The 18,516-nt window shown below is 34.5% G+C and carries 15 protein-coding genes; 11 read left to right on the top strand and 4 right to left on the bottom strand.

Going from position 1 to position 18,516, the window contains the following annotated elements:
* The 7 genes from CHSO_RS05425 (at position 1) to CHSO_RS05450 (ending at position 7,794) form a co-directional block, all read left to right on the top strand.
* A complete protein-coding gene (locus CHSO_RS05425; RefSeq protein WP_052480491.1) occupies positions 1-3,492 on the top strand; it encodes a DUF6443 domain-containing protein in 3,492 nt (1,163 codons plus the stop codon).
* Between the two features lie 4 nt (positions 3,493-3,496).
* Positions 3,497-3,895, top strand: a complete 399-nt coding sequence (locus CHSO_RS05430; RefSeq protein ID WP_144428851.1) for a hypothetical protein — start codon at positions 3,497-3,499, stop codon at positions 3,893-3,895.
* A gap of 580 nt (positions 3,896-4,475) precedes the next feature.
* Positions 4,476-4,649 (top strand): hypothetical protein, encoded by a 174-nt coding sequence (locus tag CHSO_RS25860; protein ID WP_171817604.1) that lies wholly within the window; start codon positions 4,476-4,478, stop codon positions 4,647-4,649.
* 184 nt (positions 4,650-4,833) lie between these two features.
* The gene (locus CHSO_RS05435) at positions 4,834-5,751 is read left to right on the top strand and encodes an IS982 family transposase (RefSeq protein ID WP_045493275.1); all 918 of its coding nucleotides are present in this window, start codon (positions 4,834-4,836) and stop codon (positions 5,749-5,751) included.
* A 146-nt stretch (positions 5,752-5,897) separates the two neighbouring features.
* Positions 5,898-6,140: a hypothetical protein gene (locus CHSO_RS05440; protein ID WP_045493277.1), complete on the top strand. Its 243-nt coding sequence runs from the start codon at positions 5,898-5,900 to the stop codon at positions 6,138-6,140.
* 141 nt (positions 6,141-6,281) lie between these two features.
* On the top strand, positions 6,282-7,226 hold the full coding sequence (locus CHSO_RS26490; protein ID WP_045493280.1) for an RHS repeat-associated core domain-containing protein: 945 nt from the start codon (positions 6,282-6,284) through the stop codon (positions 7,224-7,226).
* Entirely contained in the window at positions 7,216-7,794 is a 579-nt protein-coding gene (locus CHSO_RS05450) for a hypothetical protein (RefSeq protein ID WP_144428852.1), read from the top strand. Before CHSO_RS26490 ends, CHSO_RS05450 begins: the two co-directional genes overlap by 11 nt.
* A gap of 53 nt (positions 7,795-7,847) precedes the next feature.
* Here CHSO_RS05450 and CHSO_RS05455 read toward each other — a convergent pair whose 3' ends face one another.
* The gene (locus CHSO_RS05455) at positions 7,848-8,933 is read right to left on the bottom strand and encodes an IS481 family transposase (protein ID WP_045492331.1); all 1,086 of its coding nucleotides are present in this window, start codon (positions 8,931-8,933) and stop codon (positions 7,848-7,850) included.
* Positions 8,934-9,426: 493 nt separating this feature from the next.
* Between CHSO_RS05455 and map the strand changes: the two genes are divergently transcribed.
* The 3 genes from map to CHSO_RS05475 all read left to right on the top strand — a co-directional run bounded on the left by map (position 9,427) and on the right by CHSO_RS05475 (position 12,880).
* A complete protein-coding gene (gene map, locus CHSO_RS05465; protein ID WP_045501959.1) occupies positions 9,427-10,191 on the top strand; it encodes a type I methionyl aminopeptidase in 765 nt (254 codons plus the stop codon).
* A gap of 219 nt (positions 10,192-10,410) precedes the next feature.
* A complete protein-coding gene (locus CHSO_RS05470; RefSeq protein WP_045493286.1) occupies positions 10,411-11,943 on the top strand; it encodes a M20/M25/M40 family metallo-hydrolase in 1,533 nt (510 codons plus the stop codon).
* Between the two features lie 241 nt (positions 11,944-12,184).
* Positions 12,185-12,880: a hypothetical protein gene (locus tag CHSO_RS05475; protein ID WP_045493289.1), complete on the top strand. Its 696-nt coding sequence runs from the start codon at positions 12,185-12,187 to the stop codon at positions 12,878-12,880.
* A 102-nt stretch (positions 12,881-12,982) separates the two neighbouring features.
* On the opposite strand, the gene CHSO_RS05480 is transcribed toward CHSO_RS05475, so the two are convergent.
* The 3 genes from CHSO_RS05480 to CHSO_RS05490 all read right to left on the bottom strand — a co-directional run bounded on the left by CHSO_RS05480 (position 12,983) and on the right by CHSO_RS05490 (position 15,583).
* Positions 12,983-13,813 carry a DUF2490 domain-containing protein gene (locus tag CHSO_RS05480; RefSeq protein WP_084220936.1) on the bottom strand — a complete coding sequence of 277 codons (831 nt, stop codon included), beginning with the start codon at positions 13,811-13,813 and terminating at the stop codon, positions 12,983-12,985.
* 223 nt (positions 13,814-14,036) lie between these two features.
* Positions 14,037-14,951, bottom strand: coding sequence for a hypothetical protein (locus CHSO_RS05485; RefSeq protein WP_045501963.1), 915 nt, complete (start codon positions 14,949-14,951; stop codon positions 14,037-14,039).
* 89 nt (positions 14,952-15,040) lie between these two features.
* Positions 15,041-15,583 (bottom strand): helix-turn-helix domain-containing protein, encoded by a 543-nt coding sequence (locus tag CHSO_RS05490; protein WP_045493292.1) that lies wholly within the window; start codon positions 15,581-15,583, stop codon positions 15,041-15,043.
* Between the two features lie 346 nt (positions 15,584-15,929).
* Here CHSO_RS05490 and CHSO_RS05495 point away from each other — a divergent pair, with 346 nt between their 5' ends.
* Positions 15,930-18,401, top strand: a complete 2,472-nt coding sequence (locus CHSO_RS05495) for a TonB-dependent receptor domain-containing protein (protein ID WP_052480493.1) — start codon at positions 15,930-15,932, stop codon at positions 18,399-18,401.
* Positions 18,402-18,516 lie beyond the last annotated feature (115 nt).

Below are 18,516 nucleotides of genomic sequence, written 5' to 3' on the forward strand. Positions count from 1 at the left end.
ATGAAAAAAATACTCATTCCCGTAGGCATATTGCTGATAAGTCATTCAGCCTATGCCCAGCTCACTCAGGGAGAAAACTATATTCAATCCAAAACTTATCTGGATTATAATGGAACTACACCTTCCAAAACCTCAGAAACCGTTCAATATTTTGACGGTTTGGGAAGACCCAAGCAAGTAGTTAATGTAAAAGCATCTCCGCTGGGACGAGATGTAGCCACGCATATTGAATATGATAGCCTTGGAAGACAGGTTAAAGATTATCTACCTGTTCCTCAGGGAGGAACTTTAAATGGAGCCCTAATTCCCAACCCATTATCTAATGCAGCCAATACCGCTTATGGTTCAGAAAAGATCTATTCAGAGAAAGTATTAGAAAACTCTCCGTTGAACAGACTTCAACAGCAGATTCAGGTAGGTAATGACTGGAGTACTAAACCCGTAAAATTTGATTATGAAGCCAATGTTGATGGTGAAGTAAAAAAATATGTTGCCACTTTTGATTATTCAACCTTTAAATCCGAGATTAATGTATCAGGCAATTATGGAGGTGGTCAGTTATATAAAAATACCGTTACAGATGAAGATGGAAACAAAACCATTGAATTTAAAAATGGGAAAGGCCAGGTTTTACTGGTAAGAAAAGAAATAAATGCAACAGAAAAAGCTGATACTTATTATGTTTATAATAATTACGATCAGCTGGCTTTTGTAATTCCACCTTTAGCCTCTGTCTTGCCGGCAATAGATACCACTACATTAGATACCCTTTGTTATCAGTATAAATATGATGGGAAAAATCGCCTGGTAGAAAAGAAACTCCCGGGCAAAGGCTGGGAATTAATGGTATATGATAAATCAGACAGGTTAGTTCTCTCTCAGGATGCCAATCTCAGTGTCTCCAATAAATGGCTCATTACCAAGTATGACAAGTTGGGGAGAATTGCTTATACCGGTTTTTTAACTGGCGGTGATAGAGCTGGAAGGCAGAATCAGATCAAGGATCTGGTGATTACTGAAGATAGAAGCACCACAGGATTTACCCGAAATGGCATCACAGTGTACTATACTGATAGTGCCTTTGTTGGAGAAATCCCTACCATTTTAAGTATCAATTATTACGATACCTATCCGGGGTATAACTTTAACCCATCATTTCCATCATCTATTCAGGGTGAAGAAACTTTAAAAGAAGCGGTATCTGCTGAAGGAAAAAGCACAAAAGGGCTTCCAGTGATGAGTTTGATAAAGAACATTGAAGATGATAACTGGACAAAGAATTATACCTATTACGATACCAAAGGAAGAGTGATAGGAACTCATTCTATCAATCACCTGGGAGGCTATACCAAAACAGAATCCAAGCTGGATTTTGCAGGAGTAGCCCAAACCGTTATCACCAAACATAAAAGGTTGGAAACAGATCCAGAAAGAGTTATTACAGAGAATTTTGAATATGACCACCAGAACAGATTATTGGTACATAAACATCAGGTAGATACCAACCCTGTAGAAATCCTTACCCAGAATACCTATAATGAACTATCCCAGCTGGAAACTAAAAAAGTAGGCGGGATTGTAATAGGGTCTCCTCTTCAGCAAATGGATTATAAATACAACATCCGGGGCTGGCTGACCAAGATCAATGATCCTTCTACTCTGAATGGGAAATTATTTGGGTATGAAATAAAGTACAACAATCCATTAAACCCAACCAAATCACCAGGCCGATTTAATGGTAATATTGCAGAGGTAGACTGGAGAAATTCTTCGGAAGACGTTCTGAAAAGATATAATTATGAATATGATCCTCTGAACCGCTTAAGAAATGGCTTCTACTCGGAGCCTAATGCCACTAATCCTTCTAATGGTAATTTTGATGAATATCTGACCTATGATCTGAATGGGAATATCAATACTTTGAAAAGAAAAGCTATTCCTGTATCAGGCGGCACTTCTACTTTGGTAGATGATCTTGAATATAAATACACCGGAAACCGCTTAAATCAGGTGATAGAATCTGCCATGAATGATACAGGGTATGAAGGGGGAAATAATATCATTGATTATGATGCCAATGGGAATATGACCAATATGAATGATAAAAACATCAATTCTATTGGTTATAATTATCTTAATTTATCCCATCAGTTTTCCATCAGTCAGAAGCTTTTGGGATGGACTTATAATACCAATATAAGTCACTTATATCGTGCAGACGGAACCAAACTTAGAACAACTAAGTACAATGCAAGGGAGGGTGATATAGGCAAAACAACGATGATTGATTATCTTGATGGTTTTCAGTATCGCTATTATGACAATGGATTAATCGGAGGTCCTGTGTTATTAGATAAAACCAGTTTTGCTTATGAAGAACAGGCTTATAAGAGTACACAGGATGCTTTAATACCTGGATCTATATCCTGGAAACTGGATTTTGTACCCACAGCAGAAGGTTTTTATAGTTTCACAGAAAACCGTTATATTTACCAGTATAAAGATCACTTAGGGAATACAAGGGTGAGTTTTGCTAAAAACAGCGCAGGAGTTCTTGAGGTTACAGATACAAACAACTATTACCCTTTTGGATTGAATCATATCGGAGGAATTAAAGGACAGTTAGGTAGTTATAAGAATTACAAGTACAACGGAAAGGAGCTTCAAGAGACCGGTATGTATGATTATGGAGCGAGAATGTATATGCCGGATTTGGGAAGGTGGGGTGTGGTAGATCCACTTGCCGAAAAGTCAAGAAGATTTTCACCTTATAATTATGCTTTTAATAGTCCCTTGAGATTTATTGATCCAGACGGTAGACAAAATAAAGATGTAATTATTACAGGGAAAGCTGCTGATGCTGCATTAAAAGAATTACAAAAGTCTGTTTCGTCTGAACTTACTTTGAATAAAGATGCTAATGGTAATGTATCTTATACTCAAAATAACCCTAAAGTTAAATTGTCTTCTGATGCACAGCAATTAGCTAATGCTATTGATGACCATTCTGTCAGAGTTAAAATAATGGCTGAAAATACGAATACAACTGAAGCAGGACTTTTATATGTTGGAGGAACTTTTTCTGGAAATACAACACGATACTTATTAAATAGAGATGGAAGTTCAATGAGCCCTTTTACAGAAGCAAAGCAAGAAGTAAATCCAACGGTTTTAGGGGCGATGAGTGATTATTTTGGAAAATCGGGAGCTGATATCTTGCATGAAGTTACAGAGTCTTATCAAGGAGCTTTAATTTCAAGAAAAATAGGAAAAGATGCAGGCGTTGCAACTCAAGCTGAAAATGATGATTTTTTTAGTATTTACAATGGTGCACATAGTGCAGCAACTTCTCAAACGGGTGGTTATGGTGTTAAATATTTTGATAGGAATGGGAAGCCATCATCTGTATTATATAAAAGTGGTAGAGCGGAGTTTTTTGTAACTGATCCAAGTGGCATTAAGAAATCAGAAACTATTCAAACATATCCTTAAATTTATGAAAAAAATAATGCTTATTGTAGCAATATCATTCATTTTATACTCCTGTGGTATAAAGTCAAAAGTTGCAGAAGGTAACAATTATAGAATTGTTAGAATTGATTCTATTGAAAATGTATATTTAATATATGCAGAAAAAAAAGATGTTAATATAAAAAATACTGATATAATAAAAATAGCATCAATAAAGACTAAAACAAATTGTAAAAGTAACAAAATTGTTACTGTAGCAAATAATTATAGCTTTATTCTTACTTCTTTGTATCCTAAGAATCTAGTGTCACATCACCTTATTGGTATTACGTATAATGAAGTATTAATTCCTTTTGACAAAGATTATAATGTTAAAAAGGATTTATTTATAACCAATAACTTAAATGGTCTTTGTTATAAATAATAATATAACTATTATTTATAACACAAAGTACCTTTGTTTCCATTTGTGTTGCCCCCTTGCTGGGGTGAGCTTCTAGCTCGTGTTCCATAAAACGAATAAAGAGGCTGTCTCAAAAGTGAGGCAGTCTTTTTTTTTGCAAGCATAAAAAAAGGAAAGCTTTTGCTTTCCTAATATTTGCAAATTGATTAATTTGCTGTGTGTTAAGTAATTCAAAGGTAGTCTTTAAAGATTATAATCCCAAGCAAAATTTTCTTTTTCCTCCGAATTTATCGGAGTTAATAGAAGCTAATCATCCTGTACGAATTGTTTCAGAAGTAATGGATTAACTGTAAAAATTATTGAAGACCCCAAAGCATTATTTACTATTGAATTAACCAAGCCAGTATCAAAATTTACTGAGGATGGTATTGTTACAACCAATGGATATACCGTAAACGATGGTAATATATATGATGGCACAGCTGTATCAAAAGATAGCCCAAGAACATTAGCTCACGAATTAGGACATAAAGCAAGCCTGCCACATATTTTTGGAGAAACAAGTAAAGTTGAAAATACAAAAGAGAATCAAAAAAACCTGATGAACTCTGATGATAATAACAAAATAGAATTACGAGATACCGCAGGAACAAATTTAACTACTTCTCAAACAAATGATATAAAAAATCATATCAAAATTACTAATGAGAATAGGGAAAGAAAAGAAAAAGAACAACAAAAATTAAATCAAACCCCTAATCAAAATGGAAATTAATAAAAAGGCATTTTTAATACTAACTCTTTTAGCGTTAAGTTTTGTTTCGTGTCAGACTAAGAAAATAATTACTTATGCTAAATAACCTGAGTTCGGGATAATAATTGAGATAAACTTTGTAAAAAATAGCAATAATTCGTATATTTAAGTTTCTGACATTCAAATATTTAAACGATTTATTGCTATGAATTTGAAAGACCAAATTACAAATATTTTTGTACAAATTGATGATTTTTGTAAAGAGTTTGATGCGCAAATTAAAAAATTAAAGCTAGAAGCATTAGGAGACAGCAAGAAAAGAAGAAACAGAACTTCAAAAATGTTTGATTCTGAAATTATCACAATCATGATAGGCTTTCATTTGGGAGCTCACAAAACATTTAAACATTACTATCAGGAAGTAGTTTGTGGATATTGGAAAGATTTATTTCCAAATAGGCTTTCCTACAACAGGTTTATCGAGCTCCAACAAAGATGTTTTGTTGTTTTTGTCTTGTTTTTGAAAGAAAAATGTCTTGGAAAATGCACAGGAATCAGCTTTATGGACAGTACAACTTTGAAAGTCTGTAGAAACCAAAGGATACATAATCATAAAGTTTTCAAAGGTTTCGCAGAACGCGGAAAGTCCTCAATGGGCTGGTTTTACGGCTTCAAACTACATTTGGTATGCAATGAAAAAGGAGAACTTTTATCCTTTTATTTGACAAAAGGAAATGTGGATGACCGAAATCCGAAACATATTAAGAAAATGACCAAGCAATTGTTTGGGAAGTTGTTTGCCGATAAAGGGTATCTCTCAAAAGCCTTGTGGGAGATGCTTTTTGCAGATGGTATTCAACTCTTTACCAAACTTAGAAAGAATATGAAAAATCACATAATGACAATGGAAGACAAGATTTTGCTTAGAAAAAGAGCTATCATTGAAACCATAAATGACGAACTAAAGAATCACTGTCAGGTTGAACACACCAGACACCGAAGTGTGAACAATTTTATAATGAATATCTTGGGAGGGCTAACAGCATATTGTTTCTTTCCAAAAAAACCGTCACTTAACTTAAAAAAAGTAAATAACGGTCAACTATTTTTAAATTTTGCTTAAACCGAACTCAGGTTAAATATGAAAATTTAGACACAAAAAAAAAGAAAGAAGTAGATGAAAGTCTCAAAGAAGTATTAAAGCATTTAGCAAAAAAAGAAAATGAAATTGCTTTATTATTCCAATATAATTGCTTCTATAATAAAAAGTTGGAAATCAATAATAAGTATAATCTAGACTTTCCTAAGGATCCAAATAATGATCATTATGGTCAAAAATTTAAATTAGTTAAAAAAGAAGAAGGATCTATTAAGATAAAAATATCTGATGGCAGAGAATTTTTAATTAAACAAAAAAAAGGATTTGATTATATAGGTATTTGTTATTATGAAAAAGAAGACAAACTATATATAGAATATTTTGACTATCCTCGAATTTTAGCTATTGAATAAGATCCCCCTCGTTGGCGCGAGCTTATAGCTCGTGTCCCATAAATAAAATAAAGATCATTGTACTTACAGTGGTCTTTATTATTTTAAGCGTAAGAAAACCGTTATATTTATCAGTATAAAGATCACTTAGGAAATACAAGGGTGAGTTTTGCTAAAAACAGCGCAGGTGCTCTTGAAGTTATAGATACCAATAATTATTATCCTTTTGGGCTAAACCATATTGGAGGGACTAAAGGACAGTTAGGTAGTTATAAGAACTATAAGTATAATGGTAAGGAGCTTCAGGAGACGGGTATGTATGATTTTGGGGCGAGGATGTATATGCCTGATCTAGGAAGATGGAGTGTAGTAGATCCGCTGGCAGAAACTTCCAGACGTTGGTCAACATATACCTATGCTTATAATAATCCGATTAGGTTTATAGATCCAGATGGAAGACAAGGGAAAGATATTATTCTATCATTAGGACATGATAAATGGGAGGCAGAAATAAAGGCACGATATGATGGTGGGAAACTATATGCATACTCCAATGGAAAGAGAACAGGTGTTGAATATACTGGAGACACTTCAAAAGTAAGTGGGATTATTTCGGATTTGAATAAGTTAAGTGCAAATTCAGCGGGAAAATCAGAACTTATTGACTACTTTTCAAAAGAAGGTAATGATGTCACAATCAGATTGAATCCAGATAGCGAAAACCATTATGGTTATGGAACAGGAAGTATAACTGTAACAGGTGAAACTGTTCCTTTACCTACAACTGAAGGCATGCAAGATGCAGACTCTTACATCGTTTTAGGGCATGAGATGGGTCATGCAAAATCAGATTTGAAAAAGGAGGAAGGTACAGTAAAAGAATGGTATAAAAAAGATGATGGAACATCAGTAACTTTAGATGAAATAAACGCAACCCACATAGAAAATAAAATTAGAAAAGCAGCAAATCTTCCTCTTAGGACACGTTATAACCCTTATAGAACTGATACATCGTTGTTAACAGATGACAACAAAAAAAGTTTGTACATCAATAAAAAAGAAAGCTATCCTACTAAAGAAAAAGTTAAAGATAATTATGAATACTAAAAATTTTTTATACATAATCTTTGTTTTGACTATATTCAATAGTTGCAAAACAAAAAATCAATGCGAGGTATATATTAATACACTCAATAGAGTTCTTGAAAAAGAGTATAACGAAAATTTAAATAAAAATAGAGAGTTATTTGTAAAAGAAAATGTAATAATTAATCATTTAAGTGATTATACAAAATTTAATACTTGTGAAAGGAAAGAAATTTTATTTAATTCTCCTAAAGACACAGTCATTGTTTTAGAAAGAATTAGACATGATGATTATGCCGGAACAAATACCAATTTGACTGGAATCTATAGAAATAATGAATTACTTTCTTTTAATGCTTTTAATAAAGGATTTAAAACAATAAAGATTGATAGGGATTATATTTTGAGTAATAATCACTATAATTATGTTTTAAAGCTAAAACAAGGAAAGTTTCCAAGCAAGAAAATGTCTGATTATCCTGATTGTGCCTTAAAAGATATAACCTTTATTACACTCATTGTTAATCAAAAGATAAAGAATATTTATCGTATATGTTCAGGAGAATTTGTAAAATTAGAAGAAGAATAAAGTGTAATAGCCACAACTTGATCTGACAGTTAGGGTTTAAAAATAATTGTCAGTTATCCAATATTATCCTTACTTCCAAAAGTAAGGATTTTTTGTTCCTCTGCAAGAGTTTCCAATAATTTCTCTTTTGCAATAGGTTTACTATCCAAAAACGTCTGCATCGGTGTTTTACCGTAACAATGTTTTCCTGTATGCGTTCTTTCATTATTGTAATACGACAGCCAGCTGTTTAAGTCTAATTGCAGCTCTTCAATACTTCTGTAAATTTTCTTTCTGAAAGCTATGGCATAAAACTCTTCCTGTATTGTCCTGTGAAAACGTTCACAAATGCCGTTGGTCTGAGGGCTTTTAGCCTTGGTCTTCGTGTGATCAATATCTTCAATGGCTAAATAAAGCTGGTATTCATGCTGTTCTCTTATTCCACAGTATTCCGTTCCTCTGTCTGTTAAAATTCTGAGTAAACGAAGTTCCTGTTGCTCAAAGAACGGAACTACCTGATCATTAAGCATGTCAGCAGCAATAAGAGCATTTTTACGGTCATATAGCTTTGCAAATACTACTTTAGAATACGTGTCAATAAAAGTTTGCTGATAAATATGTCCAACTCCTTTGATATTGCCTACATAATAAGTGTCTTGAGCTCCTAAATATCCAGGATGATGAGTTTCAATTTCTCCATGAGCTTTTTTCTCCTCCTTGGCTCTTTCTAGTGCTGAAAGTTGAGATTCAGTAAGGACTATACCATCTTGAGCGGATTTGGCTTCCAAGGCTTTTAATCTTAGTTTAAACGTATGTAGATCGTGTCTTAACCAAATACCTCTGACCCCGCCTGGGGATACGATCAACCCTTTCTTTTTAAGTTCATTACTCACTCTAAGCTGCCCCAAAGCAGGGTTTTCAATGGCTATATCAACAACAGCCTTTTCAATAACTTCATCTACACGATTCTTTAATACTGGCTTTCTTCTGGAGATTTCCTGTAATGCTAATTCACCTCCTTGCTCATACAGTTCTTTGAATCGATAAAAACTGTCTCGGGAATAGCCCATTACTTTACAAGCTTTGGATACATTTCCTAAATGTTGTGCTAATTCAAGTACACCTAACTTGTTTTTGATGATTTTTTGTTGTGTTGTCATAATACTTAATCTGTTTTAAAGTTATTTAATTTGATTATAACTGTCAGATTAAGTCTTGACTAATTCAAATAAAGCAAAGAGACTGTCTTTTGAGACAGCCTCTTTTGTGTTATAATGCAGCTACATTTTTATTAAAGAAGTCTTTAAATTTTTTGATGGTAAGCATTTTATCGATGATTTTAAAGACGGTGCTTTTGTCTTCTTCGTCGAGCTGCTGAATGAGTTCCATTTGTTCGAGAGTCGATTTATCTTCAATTACAATCTCTTTAGGAATTATGTTTTCATTGTAATTAATAACCTGCTCCGCAAAGTCTCCCGACTTTGAGCTGTCAAAAACCTAATACAAGAAATAAAAAGAATCCTTGCAACGGCAAGGGTTCTTTTCTTAGCCTCAATTTATATTCATAAGAAATTTTTATTCTTTAACTTTGTCTTTTTCAAAACTATGGTGGTCCTTAGTCTTGAAATTAATACCCCATCAAAAAATAAAATCATGTCAATTACCAACGACGATCAGTTAATCGGAATGCAAAAAGTGAGTGAAGCAGTGGCGTATACCTTGAAAGAGATGAGGCAATATGCTCAGCCTGGGATGACTACCAAGGAGCTTGATGAATACGGAGCCAAAATATTGGCTGATTTCGGAGCTAAGTCTGCCCCTTATCTTACCTATGGATTTCCCGGTTGGACCTGCATAAGTGTAGATAATGAATTTTGTCATGGTATTCCTACCGATCAGAGAGTTTTGAAGGAAGGCGATCTTATCAATATTGATGTCTCAGCAGAACTCAAGGGATATTGGGCTGATAATGGCGGATCCTTTGTGATTGGGAAAGATATCAATCAACACCAGAAGTTAGTAGATGCTTCCAAAGATATTCTTCAAAAAACAATTGATAACATTAGAGGTGGTGTGAAAATAGCTGATATTGGATTTTTAATGGAGACTGAAGCAAAGAAAAGAGGTTTTAAAGTCATTAAAAATCTCGGGGGACATGGAGTAGGAAGAAGTTTACATGAACAGCCCGATGAATTATTGAATTATAAAAACCGTTTCGATACCAGACGTTTTAAGAAAAATTCTGTAGTAGCAATTGAAACATTTATTTCCACTTCCTCAAACCTTGCTGTAGAATTAAAAGATGGCTGGACGATGGTTGGTAACAAAGGCGGGTATATGGCACAACACGAACACACCATTTTAATTACGGATGGGAAACCTGTTGTTTTAACTCAAATGAATGAGATCTTGAATTAAGATATCATTCATTAGATACTGCGAGTTCGAAATAAATAATCATTATCAATAAAATTAGTAGGAAGATAGAAGTTGGAAAAGAAAGTTATTGACATACGATCATTGATGAATAGTCCAATAGTAACTTTCAGCCTCCATCTTCCTTTCCTTTAGAATTGTTAAAGACCAAATACTTTACTATCTTTATAGGACCAAACCCATTCACAAAATCATTCTGTTATGAAAAAAGTCCTTTTAACCCTTCTGGGCATTCTCGCTATTCTGGCTGCCATAGTATTAATTAAAACATACACTTATCCTTTTAAGAAAAGCACTTCAGGAGATGGAGAAGGATGGAAGCCTGTAAAAAATGATTCCGCAGTAGCAAGGTTTTCCGGAGGAATAAAGATCCCTACGGTTTCTACAGGAAGTTTAGGTGAGTTTAATTATGCTCCCTTTGAACAGTTTAAAGAATACCTGAAAACAACCTATCCGTTAGTATACCAAAATACGGAAAATGTTGAGGTTAATCAATACGGATTAGTATTCAGGCTGAAAGGAAGCAACCCCAAACTGGAACCTATCTTATTCCTTTCTCATATGGATGTGGTTCCGCCGGGAGATGCTGATGTAAAAAATACTACTGAAAATATCTTCAGACCGGATGATAAGCCGGCAGAACCTGTTGCGAAGGTGGCTGAAGACTGGGATTTTGCGCCTTTTTCAGGAACAGTGGCCAATGGCCGAATTTACGGCAGAGGAGCAATAGATATGAAAGGGATGCTTTTCTCTTTAATGGAAGCTATGAATAATCAGATTAAAAGCAAACAGATTTCTCAGCGTGACATCTATCTGGCTTTTGGTTTTGATGAAGAAGTGGGCGGACAAAAAGGAGCCATTCAGATTGCTGATTATTTTAAGAAAAAAGGATTGAAGTTCGATGCTGTTTATGATGAAGGCGGACTCATTATGCGAAAAGGAAATGTAGCCGGAGTAGATGCTGATGTAGCTGTAGTAGGATGCGCTGAAAAAGGCTTTCTTTCTGCAAAAATAAAGGTAAAAGGGTTAGGCGGACACTCCTCAATGCCACCTATGGAAAGCGCGATAGGAAAAGCTGCGGTCATTATGCAAAGACTCGAAGACGAACAGATGAAGCCCGTGATAACTCCATTAATTAAAGAGTTTTTTGATAATATCGGTGGAGCAATGCCCTTTACAACCAGAATGGCATTGGCCAACCAATGGCTTTTAAAACCTATATTAATTTCTCAACTTACCAAAAATAATACAACCAATGCATTGGTAAGAACCACAACTGCTTTAACCATGATGAAAGGAAGTGACGGAACGAATGTGCTTTCTCCGGAAGTTGAATTTGTAGTCAATTTCAGACTTCTGCCCGGAAATACAGTAAAAGACGTACGAGACCATATTGCAAAAGCTACAAAAGGTTTTGATGTGGAGGTAGAAGAAATTGACAATACAAGAGAAGCTTCTGCCATATCGCCATCCAATACCAAAGCTTTTAAATTGATTGAAGCAGGAGTAAAAGAAATCTATCCCGAAGCCATTGTTTCCCCCTATCTTACCATGGCCGGAACCGATGCCGGTAAATATGAAATTGTAAGCAAAAATGTTTACAGATTCATGCCTGTTAGAATCAATAGCTCAGAACAACAGAGTATTCACAGTACCAATGAGTATCTCAGTATAGAAAACTATCTGAAAATGATCCATTATTTTGAGTTCATGATGAAAAATTATGATAAGTAGTGATGAGTTCCATGGTTTGTGGCTCGTGATTCGTGGTTTTGAAGTTTAAACGGACAGGGCAATTCATTATTCATTGGCAAAGCAAATTCACCATTAACATTTAACCGTTCGTGAATACAGGTTTGCTGGTTATGGTCTAAGATCTCTTGTCCCTTTTTTCATGTCTGTTGTAAAAAAAATATAATACGTCAAGTTTTGTCGCATTACAGCAATAGCTTTGTCATATCAAAATTACAGAGTTATGGAATTGCCACTTTACTTAAACTTTAAAGACTTCGAAAACCATTATTACGATCATCTTGAAAAATGGTTTGAAGAATATCATAATGCTAGTGAGGCAGATTATCTGAAAATGTTAGCAAGTATGTATAGCCCTTACCTCTATTACAATTTTGCTGATGATAGCCTGCAGGCAGATGCCACTATTGAAATCAAAGACTGTTTCTTTCCTTATCATGAAAAAATAGGTCTTTCCTTCTGTACAGGTTGTGAGAACGGAACATCACCTCAAAAAGGAATGAATCACGTTTTTGAATGGAAAACCATTTCCATGATGGAATATGCGCAACATATTCTGGATAAGATCAACCGCTATTGCTCAAAGAATAAAGAAGCTTTGAGTGGCAGTAAAAATATCCTGGATTACATCAATGATTATGATATTGTGACCTCCAGAGAAGGAGCTGGATATTGTGTGAGCTATAACAGGCATCAGATGACCATTCCTTTCCTTAAAGCTTATCTTCCGTATTATGGGCAGACAGTGGATATGGCGTTGTACAGGGATTTTATCTTTTCCATTGTACAGATTGCAGAATGTATCGATCAGAAGTTAAAAACAATTCAGGCTTTTGAACATACCATTTATGCTCAGTCCAGAGCCGAAGCCAAATTTAAAGTGCAGATGAGCCGTCAGTTTCTGACCTTATGCAATTAACATTTCACACCACATTCATACTTAATTATATTGCGGAGAATTCTATATTTTCCAACAAAAATCCCAACCAGAAATGGTTGGGATTTTTTAAGGTATAGAAGGTTAATCAAGATGATCCTGATCTGTTGTTTCTTTCTTTTTATAAGGAATATTCCAGATGAGGTCTGCAGCAATGTAGTGAACTCCTCCGTGATGAATACTTTTGCTGTCTCTGATCAGATCATTCATATAGCCAATATCTACTGTAAAAGGAGAATTGGGGATATTGAACATATAGTAGGCTGCAAGACGTAGCTCCCGATATCCAAAAGAGTTCCAGTGCTGTTCATGTTCGTTCAGATGGCTGATGGAAAATAACGCTTCAGCACTTAAGGCTAGTTTCTGATTGTTCCTCGGAGATAAATTATAAGTCAACTGGCTTTTGATACGAGTTCTTAACTGAAAATCTTCCTCCACTTTATGAAAATCCGCATCAAAGAATTTCCTGAATTCCTGACGAAGTGTATTTTTAAGCTTCATCTTTTTTCCAAGATCAAAAGTATAGGCGTATCTTCCATAAACTCTGAATTCCTGTTCTATACCTTCTTTATCATAAGGAGCTTCTTTCTCATACTCAGGCTGTCGGCGGTAGCTTAGCGCATAACTGTATTGCTGATGAGGGGTAAAAGAATAATAAAATTCGTGATTCAACACAAAAATAGCCTGCTTAGCAAACAGATTATCGTTGGCTGGAGTGCTTTTACGCCCAATAGCAATATAGCTCATGGTTTGCTTCTTTCCCAAAGAATCCAGATTACGTTTCACTCCAAAAGCCGACCAGAATGCAGTGTTTGCATCTCCAAGACCAGGCGGACTGATCTGTGCTTTTACAAGGCTTCCCAAACAACCTGTTGTACCTAATATGATAAGGGTTTTTCTTATACCAAACATCATGAAAACTATTTTACTATTAATGTTAATCTCTGAGAAATCATAAGGTTAGATAAAAATATCAGTAATACGCAGAGAGTATATTTTGTCATAACAAATGTATAGGGCTTTACAAATAGATTGTTTATTCAAAAACCTTATATACTGTTTAAAAACGAGACAAAATAAGAGCTTGATTTAGGAAAGATTTGGGAATAACAAAAAATCATAAGAATGCATTTAAATTTTATTCAATTCCCATTTTTTCCTTTGAACAGTCAATGTAGATTTTGTGGTTTAAAAAGATCCTATTTCCCAGCATCCCCGACATTCCTGAAAATTTCATGAGCATATATTGAGTTTGGGAAAATCCTTCTACATAGGTTACTTCATTCAGTGGAAGTTTTTTATTTTTAAAACGGATCGTATGATTTGTCTTTGTGGTATAAGTGGTTAAAATATTGGGTCTCGACTGGGCTTTTTCTGTCATAACTTTTGACTGAGATAATCTTAAACTTTCCCAGTTTTCTTTATTGGTCAGTAATTCATAAGCACTGGTACCGGAATCATACAAGAATTTCTCAGCTTTTCCCTTTAAATTACCCTGAATAATGATTTTTCTCTTTTTAAATTGAAAATCAATCAGATTGTTATGGAATTCATCCGGTTCTTTAGATAGATTGAAAACGATAGAATTATCTCTGAAATTAATCAGTGTTTTTCTATCTTCAAGTATATCAGCGCCAAGAGTACCGATAATTTTTACCAGGTCATTTTTATCGGAGGGTTTTCCAGTATTTGATATTTTAATTTGCTTGGAAGTGATTTTCATTTTTCCGATATAAAATGAGGTTATGGCTCGCTCATTCCTGACAGACATCCCTATTAAAGATGGTATGGCTCTGCTGTAAAACTCAGTATAAGCAGCTCCTGTATCAAATTGAAGATAATAAGTAGTAGTATCTTTAGAAAAATGAATAGGCACAAGCAATGCATTTTTATCTCTTCCAATCCATTTGACGGGAATAGGTCCACTCTCATTGTGCACTGTTAAATAATTTTTTTCAGGAGTAAATTTCCGGTCAAAATAAATGTATCCTCCCAGAGCTGTAATGATGATTAGAGTTAAGGCCATAAAGCCAATTCTCTTTATTACTTTCATGCTGTTTTTTTTTGTACAAGATTCGGAAATCCTGTACTGGTTTTGCATAAAAACCATGTGACAATTTTACGACAGTTCTATGTCTTTGTTTATATGAAGTTGGTTTTCAGTTTAATACTTAGATTCTGTGTTGTGTTCAGGCTGATTCCATTTTTAATGATAATGAATAGCTTCAAGCATAAAAACAGGAGTAAAGGAATAATGAAAAGTGGTAATTTGAATGAAAATAGCTTCTGAATAAACGGACAGATAATCATTAAAACTGAAAAAATTACTGAGATAATGATCTGGGTGCAGATCATACTTTTTCCCAGTTCTCTATTTTTCAGATCTTTTGTTTGATAAGTTAAAATGGCAGGGAAAATAATCCCTCCGTATGGAATAATCAAACCGGCCAATGCAGATAAATTAATCTTTTTAGCTCGTTGGATATTAGCTTCTTCTTTTGGGAGAATAATCAGATCTTCCGGTTGAATGTTCAAAGCTTTTGCAAGTACTTTTAATGTAAAACCTTTTAGAATACTTCCAGCTTCAACCCTTTGAACTGTCCGAAGAGAAAGTCCGGATCTCTCAGCAAGCTCATTTTGAGTCATATTCATTTTCTCTCTTAAAATTTTAACCTGATTTTCCATGATTTGATTATTATACTGTGCCGCTAATTTAAAAAAGATAGATCCCTAAATAAAAATATATTGTGAAAATAATGTGCAATTTTATCACAACATCAAATTGTGGATAACTTGTTAATAAAATGTGGAAAAACCCATATTCATATTTTAAAATATATTAAATCCTTTTTCTATAAAGGGTTTTGGGTGATAAATAGTAAATAGGGAAAAGGAGAATTGGTAATGATTTTAATCTCAATTGCTATGATTTTTATTCTTTATTTAGAATAATTCAAATTAATATTGCGTGAGAGTTTGTTTATCCTTTATTTTGCACTTTATTTATAATTGTTTTAAATAAGGCTGAAAAATGATACGATCAAGTGAATGTGAACTTCCGATGAAGTTGATGAGTTATGTCCATAAAACAGAGCAGAAGGATTTTATAACAGATAAAATAATACAATGGCTTAAGCCATTTTTCATTTTCTTCTTTTCCCTGATAAGCACAACCCAACTATCTGCACAGGATCTTCAAGGCGAAATAACAGGTAAGGTTAATATGGTGGATGGACAGCCTTTAAGAGCAATATCTGTTTCATTATTGGAAGCAGATCGCCAAACTTTAACGGATGATGATGGGAGCTATCGTTTTACAAATATAAATGCAGGTTCCTATACCGTAAAACTACAAATCTTAGGATCTAAAGAAATACGTATTCCTGTTGAAGTAAAGGCAGGAGAAAATATAACATTGGATTATCGGTTGACTAAAGAAAATATTCAGGCAATACAAGAAGTGGTCATCATGAAAAATGTCAACAGATTTTCTAAAAAAGAAAGTGGATTTGTTGCAAGACTTCCTTTAAAAAACCTTGAAAATCCTCAGGTATACAATACCGTAACCAAAGAACTTTTTCAGGAGCAGGTGGCTGTAGATCTTGGAAGTATTTCTAAAAATGTACCGGGAGCAGGGGTTCCTATGATTGCTAATCAGGGAAGAGTAACATTCCGTTCAAGAGGATTTGAAACGGAACCTAATGCAAGAAATGGAGTGGCAGGAGCTGCTTTTTCAGTGATTGACCCTGTAAACCTAGAACGTATTGAAGCCATAAAAGGTCCTTCTGCAACTTTATTTGGGAAAAGTGTAGCGAGCAGTTATGGTGGAGTATATAATCGTGTAACGAAAAAACCGTATAATAAATTTGGCGGTGAAGTAGGATACGTGGGCGGAAGCTGGGATTATAACAGATTGACTGTAGATGTAAATACACCGGTTAATAAAGACAGGACAGCGCTTTTCCGTCTTAATGCTGCAGGAACATTTGAAAAGAGTTTTCAGGATTTAGGATTTACCAATTCATTAGCCATTGCACCAAGTTTCTCCTATCAGATTAATGACCGTATGTCGCTTCTTTTGGATATAGAGTTTAATCAAGCCAAAGGAACTTCAGTGGTACGTTTTAATCCTTATACAGGAAGTAATAAAACGAAATCTATTGCAGATATGAAATTCCCTTACTATAAAAATTTCCTTGGCGACGATCTTGCGTATGAGACCCAAATGATGAATATCTTTGCTCAACTGAATTATAAGGTATCCGAGAACTGGACTTCTCAGACAATTATATCCCGCGCAAGATCAACAATCAACGGTTATATTTCAGCGATTAACGGGAAAACAGATTCTACAGCAAGTGCTCAAGTGATGGTTGGGACTACTTCATTTATTGCTACAAATATTCAACAGAACTTTATCGGAGATTTTCATATTGGACGTTTCAGAAACAGAATGGTAGTAGGATTGGATTACTATAATAATTCAAATCATTTTGACCGTTATCATACCAATACAAAGGTGTTTAATTTTGTTCATCCTTCTTCGGATTTTAGAGTGAACCGCAATACCATTGATGCACTTACTGCAACTTCTGCTATGAGAAAAGAAAATAACAGTGATAATACTTATGCTGCTTATGTTTCGAATGTTTTCAATGTAACAGATCAGTTAATGGTAATGGCCAGTCTGAGGGTAGACAGATTCCAGTTTAAAGGAGTGTATGACATTACCACAGGTCAGATAAAAGGAGGTTTGAGTAACAGTGGAACGCAGTCCGGGCCCTATGCACAAACAGCACTTTCACCTAAATTAGGTCTTGTTTATGAAATAGTAAAGAATAAAGTTTCTCTGTTCGGAAACTATATGAACGGTTTCAATAACGTGAGTGGAGTAGATATTAATGGAAATTCATTCAAGCCAGAATATGCCAATCAATTGGAGTTGGGAGTGAAAGGAGATATTTTCAATCATAAACTTGTCGGAACATTGAGTTATTATAATATCCGTGTTGATCATATTTTAAGAACCAATCCGGATGATATCAACTATTCCATTCAGGATGGAGCTCAATTAAGCAAAGGGTTTGAAGCAGAGTTAACAGCCAATCCTTTTGATGGATTAAATATTGTAGCCGGGTATGCTTATAATGACAGTAAGTTCACCAATGCCAATCCTTCCGTTAACGGATTAAGACCTGCATTATCAGGTCCTGCGAATATGTTCAATTTCTGGATCAGCTACAGAGTTGCACAAGGTAAATTAAAAGGCCTTGGAATAGGTGGTGGTGGAAATATGGGATCTTCATCTTATCAAACCAACACACAGACTGCTAAAGTGATTATTCCTTCCTATACAATGTTTGACCTTGGAATTTTCTACGACCAGCCAAAATATAGAGTAGGATTGAAGTTTGACAATATTACCAACGAGAAAGCTTGGTCTGTACGTTTAACACCACAGGCACCAGCCCGTTTCTTAGGAAGTGTTTCTCTGAAATTCTAAACTAAGATTTTAATAATTGATAATAAAAATTCCCGGATATAGATAGATCCGGGAATTTTATTTTATAAAGACTTTCTGAACTTTTTATTTCATTAATAAAGGTCTGTTTAATTTG

The organism is Chryseobacterium sp. StRB126 (genome assembly GCF_000829375.1).
Taxonomy (GTDB): Bacteria; Bacteroidota; Bacteroidia; order Flavobacteriales; family Weeksellaceae; genus Chryseobacterium.

Bases quoted from the DNA above. Each gene is read 5' to 3' on its own strand.
- CHSO_RS05425 (WP_052480491.1), top strand. From the start codon at position 1: ATGAAAAAAATACTCATTCCCGTAGGCATATTGCTGATAAGTCATTCA.
- CHSO_RS05430 (WP_144428851.1), top strand. From the start codon at position 3,497: ATGAAAAAAATAATGCTTATTGTAGCAATATCATTCATTTTATACTCC.
- CHSO_RS25860 (WP_171817604.1), top strand. From the start codon at position 4,476: ATGAACTCTGATGATAATAACAAAATAGAATTACGAGATACCGCAGGA.
- CHSO_RS05435 (WP_045493275.1), top strand. From the start codon at position 4,834: ATGAATTTGAAAGACCAAATTACAAATATTTTTGTACAAATTGATGAT.
- CHSO_RS05450 (WP_144428852.1), top strand. From the start codon at position 7,216: ATGAATACTAAAAATTTTTTATACATAATCTTTGTTTTGACTATATTC.
- CHSO_RS05455 (WP_045492331.1), bottom strand. From the start codon at position 8,933: ATGACAACACAACAAAAAATCATCAAAAACAAGTTAGGTGTACTTGAA.
- map (WP_045501959.1), top strand. From the start codon at position 9,427: ATGTCAATTACCAACGACGATCAGTTAATCGGAATGCAAAAAGTGAGT.
- CHSO_RS05470 (WP_045493286.1), top strand. From the start codon at position 10,411: ATGAAAAAAGTCCTTTTAACCCTTCTGGGCATTCTCGCTATTCTGGCT.
- CHSO_RS05475 (WP_045493289.1), top strand. From the start codon at position 12,185: ATGGAATTGCCACTTTACTTAAACTTTAAAGACTTCGAAAACCATTAT.
- CHSO_RS05480 (WP_084220936.1), bottom strand. From the start codon at position 13,813: ATGATGTTTGGTATAAGAAAAACCCTTATCATATTAGGTACAACAGGT.
- CHSO_RS05485 (WP_045501963.1), bottom strand. From the start codon at position 14,951: ATGAAAGTAATAAAGAGAATTGGCTTTATGGCCTTAACTCTAATCATC.
- CHSO_RS05490 (WP_045493292.1), bottom strand. From the start codon at position 15,583: ATGGAAAATCAGGTTAAAATTTTAAGAGAGAAAATGAATATGACTCAA.
- CHSO_RS05495 (WP_052480493.1), top strand. From the start codon at position 15,930: ATGATACGATCAAGTGAATGTGAACTTCCGATGAAGTTGATGAGTTAT.